At 59.3% G+C, this 14,177-nt stretch carries 14 protein-coding genes; 9 read left to right on the top strand and 5 right to left on the bottom strand.

Annotated features, from left to right (window positions below; all coding sequences use genetic code 11):
* Positions 1-57 precede the first annotated feature (57 nt).
* Positions 58-267 (bottom strand): DUF1127 domain-containing protein, encoded by a 210-nt coding sequence (locus ACR3E0_RS15100; protein WP_480479628.1) that lies wholly within the window; start codon positions 265-267, stop codon positions 58-60.
* Positions 268-394: 127 nt separating this feature from the next.
* Between ACR3E0_RS15100 and ACR3E0_RS15095 the strand changes: the two genes are divergently transcribed.
* Positions 395-1,276, top strand: a complete 882-nt coding sequence (locus tag ACR3E0_RS15095) for a LysR family transcriptional regulator (protein WP_480479627.1) — start codon at positions 395-397, stop codon at positions 1,274-1,276.
* 6 nt (positions 1,277-1,282) lie between these two features.
* On the opposite strand, the gene ACR3E0_RS15090 is transcribed toward ACR3E0_RS15095, so the two are convergent.
* Positions 1,283-2,239 (bottom strand): NADPH:quinone oxidoreductase family protein, encoded by a 957-nt coding sequence (locus ACR3E0_RS15090; RefSeq protein WP_480479626.1) that lies wholly within the window; start codon positions 2,237-2,239, stop codon positions 1,283-1,285.
* A 344-nt stretch (positions 2,240-2,583) separates the two neighbouring features.
* Between ACR3E0_RS15090 and ACR3E0_RS15085 the strand changes: the two genes are divergently transcribed.
* The 3 genes from ACR3E0_RS15085 to ACR3E0_RS15075 all read left to right on the top strand — a co-directional run bounded on the left by ACR3E0_RS15085 (position 2,584) and on the right by ACR3E0_RS15075 (position 5,242).
* Complete coding sequence (locus ACR3E0_RS15085) at positions 2,584-2,955, top strand: helix-turn-helix domain-containing protein (protein ID WP_480479625.1); 372 nt, start codon at positions 2,584-2,586, stop codon at positions 2,953-2,955.
* A 45-nt stretch (positions 2,956-3,000) separates the two neighbouring features.
* A complete protein-coding gene (gene hisN / locus ACR3E0_RS15080; RefSeq protein ID WP_480479624.1) occupies positions 3,001-3,792 on the top strand; it encodes a histidinol-phosphatase in 792 nt (263 codons plus the stop codon).
* A 115-nt stretch (positions 3,793-3,907) separates the two neighbouring features.
* Entirely contained in the window at positions 3,908-5,242 is a 1,335-nt protein-coding gene (locus ACR3E0_RS15075) for an 8-oxoguanine deaminase (protein WP_480479623.1), read from the top strand.
* Here ACR3E0_RS15075 and guaD read toward each other — a convergent pair.
* The gene (gene guaD / locus ACR3E0_RS15070; protein WP_480479622.1) at positions 5,239-6,528 is read right to left on the bottom strand and encodes a guanine deaminase; all 1,290 of its coding nucleotides are present in this window, start codon (positions 6,526-6,528) and stop codon (positions 5,239-5,241) included. The genes ACR3E0_RS15075 and guaD overlap by 4 nt on opposite strands.
* A 139-nt stretch (positions 6,529-6,667) precedes the next feature.
* Here guaD and mgtE point away from each other — a divergent pair, with 139 nt between their 5' ends.
* Positions 6,668-8,062 (top strand): magnesium transporter, encoded by a 1,395-nt coding sequence (gene mgtE / locus ACR3E0_RS15065; RefSeq protein WP_480479621.1) that lies wholly within the window; start codon positions 6,668-6,670, stop codon positions 8,060-8,062.
* Entirely contained in the window at positions 8,059-8,616 is a 558-nt protein-coding gene (locus tag ACR3E0_RS15060; protein ID WP_480479620.1) for a 5-formyltetrahydrofolate cyclo-ligase, read from the top strand. The genes mgtE and ACR3E0_RS15060 overlap by 4 nt, the downstream gene beginning before the upstream one ends.
* 3 nt (positions 8,617-8,619) lie before the next feature.
* Here the strand turns inward: ACR3E0_RS15060 and ACR3E0_RS15055 are convergent, their stop codons facing one another.
* Positions 8,620-8,847, bottom strand: a complete 228-nt coding sequence (locus ACR3E0_RS15055) for a putative hemolysin (protein ID WP_480479619.1) — start codon at positions 8,845-8,847, stop codon at positions 8,620-8,622.
* Between the two features lie 135 nt (positions 8,848-8,982).
* On the opposite strand from ACR3E0_RS15055, the gene ACR3E0_RS15050 reads away from it, so the two are divergent.
* From ACR3E0_RS15050 to ACR3E0_RS15040, 3 genes are all read left to right on the top strand, one after another.
* A complete protein-coding gene (locus ACR3E0_RS15050) occupies positions 8,983-9,795 on the top strand; it encodes a TIGR00282 family metallophosphoesterase (protein ID WP_480479618.1) in 813 nt (270 codons plus the stop codon).
* Between the two features lie 86 nt (positions 9,796-9,881).
* Positions 9,882-11,660: an SLC13 family permease gene (locus ACR3E0_RS15045; RefSeq protein WP_480479617.1), complete on the top strand. Its 1,779-nt coding sequence runs from the start codon at positions 9,882-9,884 to the stop codon at positions 11,658-11,660.
* A gap of 96 nt (positions 11,661-11,756) precedes the next feature.
* On the top strand, positions 11,757-12,494 hold the full coding sequence (locus ACR3E0_RS15040; RefSeq protein ID WP_480479616.1) for a YbaY family lipoprotein: 738 nt from the start codon (positions 11,757-11,759) through the stop codon (positions 12,492-12,494).
* 10 nt (positions 12,495-12,504) lie between these two features.
* Here ACR3E0_RS15040 and ACR3E0_RS15035 read toward each other — a convergent pair whose 3' ends face one another.
* On the bottom strand, positions 12,505-14,166 hold the full coding sequence (locus ACR3E0_RS15035) for an FAD-binding dehydrogenase (protein WP_480479615.1): 1,662 nt from the start codon (positions 14,164-14,166) through the stop codon (positions 12,505-12,507).
* Positions 14,167-14,177 lie beyond the last annotated feature (11 nt).

Below are 14,177 nucleotides of genomic sequence, written 5' to 3'. Positions count from 1 at the left end.
AAAATGGCGACCTGTGTCAACAGGCCGCCATTTCAGAGCTACTCGTCTGTAATTGTGTCATTTCTGCCAGAATTGCGGGGCATCCCAGACAGAGCGGCGCGCCTCTGCATCCGCTTCCGAGCGGGTCACACCGATGTCGTCCAGCGCGCGATCATCCAGCCTGGCCAGCTTGCGGCGTTGGCGCATCAGGGCAACCGCTTGCCAGATCATTCCCAAACCGGACCGCTTGGCGGGTTTGCAGGGTCGGGTGACTGCAATTTGGGTCATAGCAATTGTCCTTTCTTCATTCTGCGATGATAATCTCGGGTACCATCAAGTTTCTTGATTTATATGGAGTGGCATGACATATTTTAAAAACGAATATTTTTGATGTTCTCCATAAGGAATCGTGAAGATGCGGAATCTGGATATCACCACCTTGCGCTCTTTTGTGGCGGTGTCCGATCAGGGCGGCGTCACCCGGGCAGCGGGTTTTCTGCACCTGACGCAATCCGCGGTTTCGATGCAGCTCAAGCGGTTGGAGGAATTGCTGGGGCTCGAGTTGCTGGATCGGAGCGGCCGGACAATTGCGTTGACGGCGTCGGGCGAGCAATTGCTGGCCTACGCGCGCCGCATGGTGGCACTGAACGACGAAGTGATTTCAAAGCTGACCGATCAGGCCTTTGAGGGTGAGGTTGTTCTGGGCGTCCCCCATGACATCGTCTATCCGGCGATCCCGCGGGTCCTGCAGCGGTTCAACGCCGATTTTCCGCGGGTTCGCGTGCAACTTGTATCCTCTTATTCGCTGCAGTTGAAAGACATGTACAAGCGCGGTGAATGTGATGTGATCCTCACGACCGAGCCGACGACGGCAGACGGTGCCGAGACGATCGCCGAACTTCCGCTGCGCTGGATCGGGGCGCCGGGCGGGTCCGCATGGCGAAAACGCCCGCTGCCTCTGGCGCTGGGACGGCGCTGCCTGTTCCGGCCGCAGGTCATTGCGGCGCTGGATGCGGCCGGTATCCCCTGGGAGTTGTCTGTGGAAACGGAAAACGATCGCACTATCGAGGCCACCGTCAGCGCGGATCTCGCGGTCCATGCGATGCTGGACGGAACCGAGGCAGCGCATCTGGAGCAGATCGAATCCAGCGCCGTGCTGCCGGAGCTGCCAGCGCATAAGATCAACCTGTATGGCGGCGATACCGGTCGCGGCGCCGTGGTTGAGGCCTTGGCTGCCCTCGTGCGGCAGAACTTCCGCATGTTGGGTGGTGCGCCGTTGAAGGCGGTGGTCGGATAACCAGGGTTACGGGGTGATGATGATTTTGCCCGTTGATTTTCGCTCTTTGAGCAGGTGCAAGCCGTACTCGACTTCACTCAAAGGCAGCGTGTGGCTGATATGAGGTCTGATCCTGCCTTCCGCGTGCCAGCGGAAAAGCGTTTCAAAACTTGCCCGAACGATCTCGGGACGAAAGTTCAGGTAACCACCGATGTAAAAGCCGATCACTGTCAGGTTCTTGACCAAAAGGTGATTGGCCGGGATCTGCGGAACATCGCCGCCTGCAAACCCGATGGGTAACAAACGGCCTTCTGGGCTCGTCGCCCGTAACGCCGCTTTGAACACATCGCCGCCGATTGCGTCGTACACGACGTCCGCGCCACCCAGAGCTTTGACACGCTCTCGCAGATCTTCGGATGCATCGATCAGGTGATCTGCACCGGCGGCCCGCGCCACCGCCAGTTTTTCTTGGCCGCGCGCGTGCGCAATCACGGTTGCGCCCATCAGTTTGCCGATTTCGACTGCCGTCAAGCCAACGCCGCCCGCCGCGCCGGTGACCAAAAGCGTTTCACCCGGCTGCAACCGAGCACGGTGATCCAACGCGATATGGCTGGTGCCATACGCGATCTGAATGGCCGCTGCCTCTTGGAAACCCGTAGATTCGGGCAGGATAATCGCCCTTTCGGCGTCGAAAACGCCAAACTCGGCCAGCCCGCCCTGACCAGAATAGACCGCGATTCGGTCCCCGCGCTTCAGATTCGGGACATTGTGTCCAACTTCGTCAACAATACCTGCAATCTCCATGCCTTGTGTAAACGGGGCAGGGGGTGTGTCCTGATAGGTGCCCTTCTGCATGAGCAAATCGGCGAAATTCAGCCCGCAGGCTCGGATGGCAACCCTTACCTGCCCGTCACCCGGCACAGGCACCTCTATGTCGCACAACTGGGGCGCTTCTCCCCGGGATTGAACGCGATACGCTAGCATGCAGGCCCCCTATTTCATTGGCGCATAGGCGCGTGGGACCCAGGAAATGTCAATCGGGTTTCGGATTTTCCGACCTGTCACATGCACCGATGTTTTCCGGTAGGACCGGTGGGCAGGTTCTATTTGTGACGTTTCAGAACGATACAACCGCAAACCTTTGTACAGAGCCTCAGATTCAACCGACTTGAAAAAAACTGAAAAAGAGGCAATATTGACGGCTAGTGCTGTTTCGGGGGGGCGGCACGGTCCGGATTAGGGAGCGGTTAACGACAGCTCGCTAATGCTGTAGTCCGGCATGGTGTGCAATCCCGAACAGATGTTTGTGTAGTTAGAGGAGAATACCAATGACCCATCACGTCGATGTCCATGTGGGCAAGCGCGTCCGACATCGCCGCTGGCTGATTGGCATGACCCAGCAGCAGTTGGCTCAGCAAGTTGGTATCAAGTTTCAGCAAATCCAGAAATATGAGACTGGTGCCAACCGGATCAGCGCATCCCGCCTATGGGACATTGCCGAGGCATTGGATGTACCAGTGAGCTTCTTTTTCGAAGGTCTGGAAGAAACGCAGAAAGAAGACACCGGCAAAAAGTCGGTTCCTGCGGATCTGATGGGCGACAAAGAGGCATTGGACCTCGTGCGCTCGTACTACGCGATCCCGGAAAACCAGCGTCGCCGGTTGTTCGAACTGGCGCGGGTCCTAAGCGACGTCGCCTGATAGTACAGGCTTGACTTCAAGGGGTTCTGGCCGCACCTGTGGCGCATGCAGCAGACCCCGTTGACCGATATGGAAATTGCCGAAGAATTGGCTGACGCCGCGCGCGCAGCCATTCTTCCATATTTCCGGCAATCCAATCTACAAACAACCAACAAGCTGGCTGAGGGGTTCGACCCCGTGACCGTCGCTGATCGCGCGGCCGAAAAAGCGATGCGAGATATACTGGCCCGGCACCGCCCCGAGGATGGCGTATTCGGGGAGGAGTACGGCAAGGTCGAAGGCAGCAGCGGGCGAAGCTGGGTTCTGGACCCGATCGATGGGACGCGCGGATTCATCAGCGGCACGCCGACCTGGGGTGTTCTGATCGCGTTGAGCACGCAGGACGGACCTGTCATGGGTGTAATCGACCAGCCGTATATCGGAGAGCGCTTTGTCGGATCCTCTGACGTCGCCCATGCCATCGGGCCTTCGGGCAAAACCGACCTGAAAACCCGGGCGACCACGGCGTTGGATCAGGCTGTTTTGTTTACGACCTTTCCCGAAGTTGGCACACCGGAGGATCGGGCCGGCTTTCAGGCCGTCGCCGAACAGGTTCAACTCACCCGATACGGTATGGATTGCTACGCATACGCATTGCTTGCGGCAGGCCAGATCGACCTTGTGATCGAATCCGGATTAAACGCCTACGACATACAGGCGCCGATTGCGGTCATTCAGGCGGCGGGCGGTGTCGTGACGGATTGGCAGGGCAAACCCGCCCATGACGGCGGCAGGGCATTGGCCGCCGCTAATGCCGACATCCACGCGGCGGCATTGGAAATCCTGAACCGCTTCTGAAAACTGTTGCTGCCAGTGGTGCTGACAAGTAGACAGTTACCGGCTGGTTCTTTCGCCTGCTTTCCGCCAGCCAAAACACTCCTTGCACGAAGTGGGCCATTGCAAGGAGATACAAATGACCGAATTTCTGATCAAGAATGCCGACACCATCCTGACGATGGACGAGGCCAGGCGCGAGCTGTCCGGCGCGGACATCTTGGTTCGGGACGGGCAGATTGAGGAGATTGGCCCAGATCTGACGACAACCGGCGAAATCCATCAGGCCAACGGCTGCGTCGTGACACCGGGTCTCGTGAACACGCATCACCATCTCTATCAGACTTTGACCCGCGCCGTTCCGGGCGGACAGGACGCACTGTTGTTTGGCTGGCTGCAGACCCTTTACCCGATCTGGGCGCGGTTCGGACCGGAAGAGATGTCCACGTCTGCGCAGATCGGACTGGCCGAACTCGCCCTGTCGGGGTGTACCCTCAGTTCGGATCATCTGTACCTCTATCCAAATGGAGCACGTCTGGATGACACCATTGCGGCTGCTGCCGAACTGGGCATCCGGTTTCACCCGACACGGGGTGCCATGAGCATCGGTGAAAGCGATGGAGGGCTGCCCCCGGACAGTCTGGTTGAAGCGGAAAGCAATATTCTGAACGACATGATCCGGGTTGTGGACGCCTTTCACGACCCTGACGAAGGCTCCATGTGCCGGGTTGGTCTGGCGCCGTGTTCCCCGTTTTCGGTCAGCCGGAACCTGATGCGGGACACAGCGGTGCTGGCGCGTGACAAGGGTGTCATGTTGCACACCCATCTGGCAGAGAACGAAGAGGACATCGCCTATTCTCAGGCGCAATTTGGATGTCGGCCCGGTCAGTATGCCGAGGACTTGGGATGGACGGGCACCGACGTGTGGCATGCCCATTGTGTCAAGCTGAACGGGGCCGAGATTGACCTGTTTGCCAGAACCGGAACAGGCGTCGCCCATTGCCCGTGTTCCAACTGTCGCCTGGGTTCAGGTATTGCCCCGGTCCGAACCCTGCGCGATCAGGGGGTCAAGGTGGGCCTTGGGGCGGATGGGTCTGCCAGCAATGACAACGGCAACCTAATGCTCGAGGCACGGCAGGCCATGTTGCTGCAACGAGTGGCGAACGGGGCGGACGCCATGTCGGCACGAGAGGCGTTGGAGATTGCAACACGCGGGGGCGCGGATGTATTGAACCGCCCCGATTGCGGACGCCTGGAGCCGGGAAAGCGTGCGGACATAGCCATCTGGGACACCCGCTGCATCGAAAGCGCCGGCAGTTGGGATCCAGCTGCGCTGCTGCTGGCCGGGCCAATGCAGGTCAGGCACTTGTTTGTCGAGGGGCGCCAGATCGTTCGAGACGGGCAGATCACGACCCTGGATCTGCCACGGGTTATCGAGCGACAAAACGCACTGGCGCAATCCTTAAGGGGCTAGACGGTGACGCGCCGCCCACCAATCCAGACTTCGGATATCGCCCGGTCGTCACCCATCATGATGGTTGGAAAAACGGCCTCCCAGATGTCTTCAGCATGGGCTTCGCGCTGGGCAATTGCAGGCGTGGAGGCCAGATCCAGGATAACAAAATCAGCCTCCATCCCCGGCGCAACGTTGCCGATGCAGTCATCCATGCGCAGACATTGCGCTGACCCGACCGTGCCCAGCCACAACAGTTGCGCCGGATGCAGCGGGCGACCGCGCAGCTGACCCACCTCATAGGCTGCAGCCATCGTGCGCAGCATCGAAAAGCTCGATCCGCCGCCGGTATCCGTGGCCAGCCCCACGCGGTGGCCCTCATGAATCAGGCCGTTCATGTCAAAAAGACCGGACCCGATAAACGTGTTGGATGTGGGACAGTGCACCAACGCGGCGCCCACGTCGCGCAGCCTGTCACGTTCGCGGGGTTCCAGATGGATGACATGTCCGTACAACCCGCCAGCGCCCAGCAGGCCAAACTGCTCGTAGGTATCCAGATAGTCGCGGGCGTCGGGAAAAAGAGATCGGACCCATTCGATTTCATCGGTCTGCTCGCTGAGATGCGTTTGCATCAGACAATGCGGGTACTCAGCCCAGAGCGCCCCCAGCGCCTCAAGCTGTTCGGGTGTGGATGTGGGCGAAAACCGGGGTGTGATCGCATAGGACAGGCGATCTACGCCGTGCCATTTTTCCAGCAAACTCTGCGACTGGTCGTAGGCCGTTTGGGGAGTATCACACAGCCCATCCGGCGCGTTGCGGTCCATACAGGTTTTACCCGCCACCACACGCTGCCCACGCTGTTGCGCGGCGGCAAAGAACGCGTCCACGCTTTCTGGGTGAATTGTGCAAAAGCTGCTCATGGTCGTTGTCCCATGCGCAGCGGTTAGATCAAGATACCGATTGGCGATTTCCGTCGCATAATCGGGATCGTCAAACTTCATCTCTTCGGGAAACGTATAGGTGTTCAACCAGTCGATCAGACGCTTGCCCCAACTGGCGATCATGGCGGTCTGTGGATAATGCACATGCGGGTCGACAAAGCCGGCCATGATCACCTGCGCACCATAGTCGAGAACTTGGGCATCCTCATGTGTTCGGATCATTGCATCAGCGGCGCCGACATCGGACACCCGCCCGTTCTGGATCACGACCGCTTCGTGAATTCTGGCCGCGTCGGTCGGCTCACCTTGAAAGGGTGAACCTTCGAAACTCAGAATGCGCCCTTTCAAAAGCGTCTTTTGCGCCATTTGCCCTGTTCTCCACCTGTTTGCGACCGCTCAGCAGCATAAGCAGGCGAAAGATGTGGGTAAATCGGACCATTGTCATTGTTTTCCGGTAGCTGCTTCTTCTATTTAAAGGCCAATCACCGAACCAAGGGGGCAGCGCATGACGACAGGCATTGACGAGGCCAAGCCCGATCAGCCCCGGGACGACGGCGCGTATGCGCTGGATCGTCGGACGGTCGCGGCAATCCTGTATGCAGTGGACGTGGATGACCGCGCCAAGCTGATCGAATTGATGGAACCGCTTCACGCGGCCGACATCGCTGATCTCCTGGAACAGATCAATGCCTATGATCGTGCGCGCCTGATCCGGCTGTATGACGAGGAATTCGACGGCGATATTCTTTCAGAACTGGATGAAGCGGTCCGTGAAGAGGTTATCGGCGTTCTCAAACCCGACGTGTTGGCCGAAGCTGTCCGGGAAATGGAGAGCGACGACGTCGTTGACCTTCTGGAAGATCTGGAGGAACCGCAGCAGGAAACCATCCTGGATGTCCTTGAGGATTCCGAACGGATTGCGGCCGAGCAGGCGCTGTCCTATCCCGAAAACTCGGCAGGTCGCCTCATGCAGCGCGAAGTTGTCATGGCGCCCGAGCACTGGACAGTGGGGCAGGCCATCGACTTCATGCGCGCCAATGATGATCTGCCCGAACAGTTTTACCACGTCATTCTGATCGATCCCCGCACGAAACCTGTGGCGCAGGTGACACTGGGAAAACTGATGGCCACGCGACGCGACGTTCCGCTGCGTGATATTTCGGAAGAGGAATTCCATGTCATTCCGGTGGATCAGGACGAAGAGGATGTGGCCTATGCATTCAATCAGTATCATCTCATCTCGGCGCCGGTTGTGGATGCGGATGGCAGACTGGTTGGGGTAATCACCATTGACGATGCAATGGTTGTTCTTGATGAAGAACACGAAGAAGACATTCTGCGCCTGGCCGGGGTGGGCGAGGAAAGCTCGTTGTCTGACAGTGTCGCGGCGACCAGCCGCAGGCGCCTGCCTTGGTTGGCGGTCAATCTGTGTACAGCGATTTGTGCGTCGCTGGTGATTTCACAATTCGAGGCAGCGATCGGTCAGTTGGTCGCGCTGGCCATTCTTATGCCCATTGTCGCGTCGATGGGCGGCAATGCTGGCACGCAATCCCTGACGGTTGCGGTGCGCGCGCTGGCGACCCGGGACCTGACCCGCGCGAATGTCATGCGGGTCATCCGGCGTGAATTGTTGGTCGGCATGCTGAACGGGTTGTGCTTTGCTATCGTGCTGGGCACGGTTGGGATGTTGTGGTTCGACTCGCCCCTGCTTGGCATCGTGATCGGTTCTGCCTTGGTCGTGAACATGATCATCGCGGGATTTGCAGGCACAGTGTTTCCCGTGGTGCTGGACCGGTTGGGTGTTGATCCGGCTCTGGCGTCAGGGACATTTGTCACGACCACGACCGATGTTATGGGTTTCTTTATCTTCCTTGGCCTTGCCAGCGTGGTTCTGTTGTGACTGATCTGACCGAAGTGAAAGCCGCCGCGCGCAAGGCGGGATTTGCCCGCCGCAAGCATGCATTTGAGGCGCAGGTGCCGGGTGCAGCCGGACGCTTGTCAGAGGTACTGGCCGGGTATCGGGGCGTGCCGGTATCCGGTTACATGGCGATCCGGACTGAGATCGACCCACTGCCGACGATGGCCGAAGCTTCAGCCTACGGGCCCGTTGGCGTGCCGGTGATCCAAGGCGCGGGCCAACCGCTTCGGTTTTCCCGCTGGACGCCCGAAGGTGACCTGAAAGATGGCCCGTTCGGCGCCAGAGTTCCCTTGTCAGACGACTACTTCGATCCCGAAATCCTGATCGTGCCGCTGGTTGCCTTTGATGGGCGTGGCGGCCGTCTAGGCTATGGCGGGGGGTTTTATGATCGCACGCTGGAAGGTCTGAGGGCCAAACGTCCCACACTTGCCATCGGATTTGCGTTCGACGCGCAGGAGGCGGAGGACTTACCGTTGGAAGCGACCGATCAGCCGCTGGATATGGTGGTCACTGAAAGCCGGGTGCTGACCTTCTAGCCATCAGTTCTCGAAATGGCTGCGCAGATAGTCCCAGGCGTCGACCTCGGTTCCGTCAGAGAGGATACAGACGCCATATTCGCTGCCATCGGTGTTCTTGCGGATCTGGTACTCGCCGTCATTTTCAAGACAAAACGTGGCAGCAGGATTGGCCATCGAGGTTTTGGTCGTCTGAGCCGAAACGCTTGTGGCCGTAAGAACGGCAATGGTCGACAGAACAATCGGTTTCATGAAAATCTCCATCTGCATCAATCGGATTGGGTTCTAGGTTGGCATACTGGCACACGAATTCAAGCCTGACAGTCGTGAAGGATAATTCATGGTTGCGCCTTGTTATTGCCACTCACAGCCAATACGACCCGAGACATGAGAATTCTGTTTCTGGGTGACGTCATGGGGCGCGCGGGGCGCGCGGCCGTTCAGCAGCATTTGCCGCGTCTTCGCGAAGACTGGCGGCTCGATTTTGTCGTGGTCAATGGTGAGAACGCCTCGAACGGGATGGGATTGACCGGCGAGCACGCAAAGCTGCTTTTGGGCGCTGGGGCAGACTGCCTGACCTTGGGCGATCATGCATTCGATCAGAAAGACATGCTGCAATTCATCGAAAGCGAACCGCGCATCGTGCGCCCGGTGAACTTTGCCAAGGGCGCGCCGGGTCGCGGGCATCGCCTGTATACCGCCCCCGGAGGGCGCAAGGTACTGGTGGTGCAGGTTCTGGGGCAAGTGTTCATGAAACGGCCGTTCGACGATCCGTTTTCAGCCATCGAACCGATTCTCAAGTCTCACCCCCGTGGGGGGCAGGCGCAGGCGATTGTTGTCGACATGCATTGCGAGGCAACGTCCGAAAAGATGGCCATGGGTCACTATTGCGACAAACGCGCCAGCCTCGTTGTCGGTACCCATACGCATGTCCCAACGGCGGATGCCCAGATCCTGCCGGGTGGCACGGCCTATCTGACGGATGCGGGAATGTGCGGCGACTACGACTCGGTGATAGGCATGGACAAGCAGGAGCCCATGCGCCGCTTTATCACCGGCATGCCCAAGACGCGGTTCACGCCCGCCAACGGCGAGGCCACCCTGAGCGGAATGTTCGTTGAAACGGATGACCGGGATGGCCAAGCCAAAACGGTGCGCATGGTGCGTATTGGGGGCCGGCTGGAACAGGCCAGCCTGTAAAAACCACGTCGGACTTGCCCTGCCGCGTTCAATGCGGGAAACTACCTGTCAGGCGCTTGGGCCAGGGTTCGGACAGAATACCACGAATGCAATTCCTACCACTGACAGAGACAGGCAGCGCGATTCTTGCGCTTGTGATCGTTGCGGGCATGTTCATCATGTTCCTGCGCGAGGTCTATCCCACCGAAGTTGTGGCAATCGGCGGTGTGGCCCTGATGCTGGTCACCGGCATCCTGCCCTATCAGAACGCGCTGGCCGTGTTGTCCAATCCCGCGCCGTGGACGATCGCGGCGATGTTCATCATCATGGGGGCTCTTGTGCGAACCGGCGCACTTGATGCTTTTACATCGACCGCGCAAAAGCAGGCACAGGTTAATCCCAAGATCGCAATCGCACTTTTGATGGCGTTTGTCGTTTTCGCCTCGGCGGTGGTGTCGAACACGCCGGTTGTGGTTGTGATGATCCCCGTATTCGTGCAGATCGCGCGAACCTTGAACGTGCCCGCGTCCAAACTGCTGATCCCGTTAAGCTATGCGGCTATTCTGGGTGGCACGCTGACACTGATCGGTACGTCGACCAACCTGCTTGTGGACGGTGTCGCTCGTGCTCAGGGCATGCAGGCCTTTACGATCTTCGAAGTCACGCCGCTGGGCATCGCTCTTGTGATTTACGGCATGATCTATCTGCGGTTCATCGCGCCGCGCCTTCTGCCGGAGCGCGACAGCATGGCCTCGATGCTCAGCGACAGATCCAAGATGAAGTTTTTTACCGAGGCGGTGATCCCGCCCGAGAGCAACCTGATCGGGCGCGAGGTCACGGGTGTGCAATTGTTCAAGCGCCCCGGCGTGCGCCTGATCGACGTGATCCGGGGCGACGAGTCTCTGCGCCGCAATCTCAAGGGTGTTACCTTGAAAGTTGGCGACAGAGTGGTCTTGCGCACCGAAATGACCGAGCTGCTGAGCCTGCAGAGCAACAAAGAGCTCAAGCGCGTGGACCAGGTTTCCGCCGTTGAGACCAAAACGGTCGAAGTGCTGATCACACCCGGGTGCCGTATGGTGAGCCGCACGCTGGGCGCGTTGCGTCTGCGCCGCCGATACGGTGTCTATGTGCTGGCGGTTCATCGCCGCAACCAGAACATTGGTCGACAATTGGATGCTCTGGTGGTTCGGGTCGGGGACACACTTCTACTCGAAGGCGCGCCCGCTGATATTCGGAAGCTCGCGGCTGACATGGATATGGTCGACGTCACCCAGCCTTCTGCACGGGCATTCCGGCGCAACCATGCGCCGATTGCGATCGGCTCTCTGTTGGGACTGGTCGCGCTCGCAGCGGTCGGCGTTGCGCCGATCTTGCTTCTTTCAGTTCTCGCCGTCGCAATTGTTCTGCTGACCCGCTGCATCGACGCAGACGAAGCCTTTTCCTTTGTCGAGGGGCGTCTGCTGGCGTTGATCTTTGCGATGCTGGCCATCGGCGCCGCGCTGAGCAGTTCGGGCGCGGTGTCGCTGATCGTGGAAGCCATCGCGCCGGGCCTGAGCGCGCTGCCGCCCTTCCTGATCATCTGGGCCGTTTACTTGCTGACGTCGGTGTTGACCGAGCTTGTGTCGAACAATGCCGTCGCCGTTGTTGTGACCCCAATTGCCATCGGGTTGGGTGAGGCGGTTGGGATCGACCCCCGCCCGTTGGTTGTGGCGGTGATGGTGGCGGCATCGGCCTCGTTCGCAACCCCTATCGGGTACCAGACGAACATGATGGTCTACGGTCCGGGCGGGTACAGGTTTGTGGATTTCATGAAAGTCGGCATCCCCCTGAATCTGACCGTAGGATTGCTGGCTTCACTACTGATCCCATTGATCTGGCCGTTGTGACGACGGCGCAGACCTGCCATGCCAGCGAAACAGCCTTGTAAATAAATGTGGATACACGATCTTTTGTGAATAGGATTTGCAAAAGGGATTTGGATCATGTCTGGAATAGGACACGTCACGCTGGCCAGCACCGTTGTGTGGGCCGTTCTGTGTGCCTCGGGGTTTGCTGGAACGGTTCAAGGCACCGCCACCTATCGAGAGCGTATCGCGACCCCGCCCGATGCGACGCTTTATGTCGAATTGCAGGACGTTTCAGTGGCGGATGCGCCCGCAGTAACGCTGGCCGCGCAACGCTATGCGTTAGACGGCGTGCCCGCCTCGTTTGAACTGACCTATGATGAGGCCCTGGTTCAGCAACGTCATCGCTATGTCGTGCGCGGCTCGATCTTTCAGGGCCAGACAATGCTGTTCACAACAGACACCGCGTATCCGGTTTTGACCGATGGAGCGGGACGTTCGGTCGATATGCTGCTGATCCAAACGCAGGCGCAACGCGCCGCGATGCTGGAAAACACCGAATGGATCGCCGCCGTGCTGAATGGCACACCGATTGAAACCGAGAGGCGACCGGAAATCGCGTTTGCGCAGGGTGGGGCCTTTGCCGGAACCGGCGGCTGCAACAGGTTCAACGGTCAGGCGGAAATCTCCGGGAACCGCATGGAGTTCCCCGACAACATGGCGGCGACGCTGATGGCCTGCCCACCGCCGCTGGACGAGGTGGAACGCCAGTTCTTCAAAGCTTTGCAAGGTGTTACAACCTACGCGATGCAGGGTGACGCTCTGGCCTTGCTGGACGCAGCAGGAGAGCCGGTGGTTCAGTTCGTTCGCAAGTAATGAGGGGCCGTCAGGCGACGGCCCTCGAGCGTCCGGCGTTGCGACCGGAGAATATACATCCCCCCAGAAACGTGCCTTCCAACGCGTTGTAGCCGTGGTAGCCGCCGCCGCCGAAGCCTGCGATCTCGCCCGCCGCAAAGAGACCGGGGACAACCTGACCGTCGGCGCCGATCATTTGGCTGTCGAGATTGGTCTGAAGCCCGCCCAGAGTCTTACGGGTCAGCACATGCAATTTCACCGCGATCAGTGGCCCGTTGGCCGGGTCCAAAAACTTGTGCGGTTTGGCCGTACGGATCAGCTTGTCACCGCGATAGTTGCGCGCCGCCAGGATCGCCATCATCTGCGCGTCCTTGGAAAACGGGTTGTCGACCTGGGAATCCCGCGCCTCGATCTGGGCACGTAGGTGGCCCTCGTCGATCAGGCCGCCGCCAAGCTGGTTCATGCCACTGACAAGCTCCGTCAGGGTATTCGCAACCACAAAGTCCTCGCCTTTCTCCTTGAACGCCTCGACAGGAGCGGTCGCCTTGGAACCGGACAGGATGCGTTGGCGAATGACCTCTTTCCAGCTGCCCGACGTGAAATCGGGGTTTTGCTCTGATCCGGACAGGGCAAATTCCTTTTTGATCACCTTCTGCGTCAGGACGAACCAGCTGTACTCGTAACCTGTTTTCAGAATTTCGCGCAGGGTTCCCAGTGTGTCGAACCCCGGCAGGCATGGCGGCTCGAGGCGGTTGCCTTTGGCGTCGAACCACATCGAACTGGGCCCGGGCAGAATTCGGATGCCGTGCGCAGGCCAGATCGGGTCCCAGTTCCGCACGCCTTCGGTATAGTGCCACATCCGGTCACCGTTGATGACATGACCGCCGGCCTTTTCGCTGATGGGGATCATTCGCCCGTCCACATGGAACGGCACACCGGCCACCATGTCCTGCGGTGGCTCACCCAACCGGTCCCTAGGCCAGTTCCTGCGCACCATCTCGAAATTCCCGCCGATCCCGCCCGAAGTCACGATGATCGACGGCGCGTAGACCTCGAATTCACCTACCTCGTCTCGGTTGGTCTGGCCGCCACGCTGCACCGTGTCATCCGCCAGCACCTCACCCGATACACCCTTGGCGATTCCGTTCTGCATGATGATGTGGCTGACCTGGTGGCGAAATTTCAACTGGATCAGGCCGTTGCTTACGTGTTCCTGCACCCGGCGAATGAAATGCTCGAGTACACCGGGGCCGGTCCCCCAGGTGATGTGAAACCGTGGGACAGAGTTTCCGTGCCCGTCCGCGTAGGATCCACCGCGCTCGGCCCAGCCTACGACGGGGAACCAGCGCAAACCCATATCGTGCAGCCATGGGCGCATCTCGCCTGCCGCAAATTCCACGTAGGCCTCGGCCCATTTACGAGGCCAATTGTCCTCATCCCGATCAAACTGAGCGCTGCCCATCCAGTCGCGCAATGCCAGATCGTGGCTGTCCCGAATACCCATGCGGCGCTGCTCGGGCGTGTCCACCATGAATAGCCCGCCCAGACTCCAGAACGCCTGACCACCCAGGAAATGCTCGGGCTCCTGATCGACAATAATGACCTTTTTACCGCGATCGCCCAGTTCTGCGGCGGCCGCCAGACCCGCAAGCCCGCCACCGACGACGATCGCATCTGCAGTATTGTTGGTCATCGGCTGTCCTT

The organism is Ruegeria sp. AJ12, assembly GCF_056536245.1.
The sequence above is the reverse complement of the archived record's forward strand: the minus strand, read 5'-3'. Positions and strand labels throughout refer to the sequence as shown.

What these genes read in the sequence shown, in the direction of transcription:
- hisN (WP_480479624.1), top strand. Translation starts at nt 3,001, where the DNA reads ATGCAGCAGACCCCGTTGACCGATATGGAAATTGCCGAAGAATTGGCT.
- ACR3E0_RS15055 (WP_480479619.1), bottom strand. Translation starts at nt 8,847, where the DNA reads ATGAAACCGATTGTTCTGTCGACCATTGCCGTTCTTACGGCCACAAGC.
- ACR3E0_RS15035 (WP_480479615.1), bottom strand. Translation starts at nt 14,166, where the DNA reads ATGACCAACAATACTGCAGATGCGATCGTCGTCGGTGGCGGGCTTGCG.
- ACR3E0_RS15095 (WP_480479627.1), top strand. Translation starts at nt 395, where the DNA reads ATGCGGAATCTGGATATCACCACCTTGCGCTCTTTTGTGGCGGTGTCC.
- ACR3E0_RS15090 (WP_480479626.1), bottom strand. Translation starts at nt 2,239, where the DNA reads ATGCTAGCGTATCGCGTTCAATCCCGGGGAGAAGCGCCCCAGTTGTGC.
- ACR3E0_RS15100 (WP_480479628.1), bottom strand. Translation starts at nt 267, where the DNA reads ATGACCCAAATTGCAGTCACCCGACCCTGCAAACCCGCCAAGCGGTCC.
- ACR3E0_RS15045 (WP_480479617.1), top strand. Translation starts at nt 9,882, where the DNA reads ATGCAATTCCTACCACTGACAGAGACAGGCAGCGCGATTCTTGCGCTT.
- ACR3E0_RS15075 (WP_480479623.1), top strand. Translation starts at nt 3,908, where the DNA reads ATGACCGAATTTCTGATCAAGAATGCCGACACCATCCTGACGATGGAC.
- ACR3E0_RS15085 (WP_480479625.1), top strand. Translation starts at nt 2,584, where the DNA reads ATGACCCATCACGTCGATGTCCATGTGGGCAAGCGCGTCCGACATCGC.
- mgtE (WP_480479621.1), top strand. Translation starts at nt 6,668, where the DNA reads ATGACGACAGGCATTGACGAGGCCAAGCCCGATCAGCCCCGGGACGAC.
- guaD (WP_480479622.1), bottom strand. Translation starts at nt 6,528, where the DNA reads ATGGCGCAAAAGACGCTTTTGAAAGGGCGCATTCTGAGTTTCGAAGGT.
- ACR3E0_RS15050 (WP_480479618.1), top strand. Translation starts at nt 8,983, where the DNA reads ATGAGAATTCTGTTTCTGGGTGACGTCATGGGGCGCGCGGGGCGCGCG.
- ACR3E0_RS15040 (WP_480479616.1), top strand. Translation starts at nt 11,757, where the DNA reads ATGTCTGGAATAGGACACGTCACGCTGGCCAGCACCGTTGTGTGGGCC.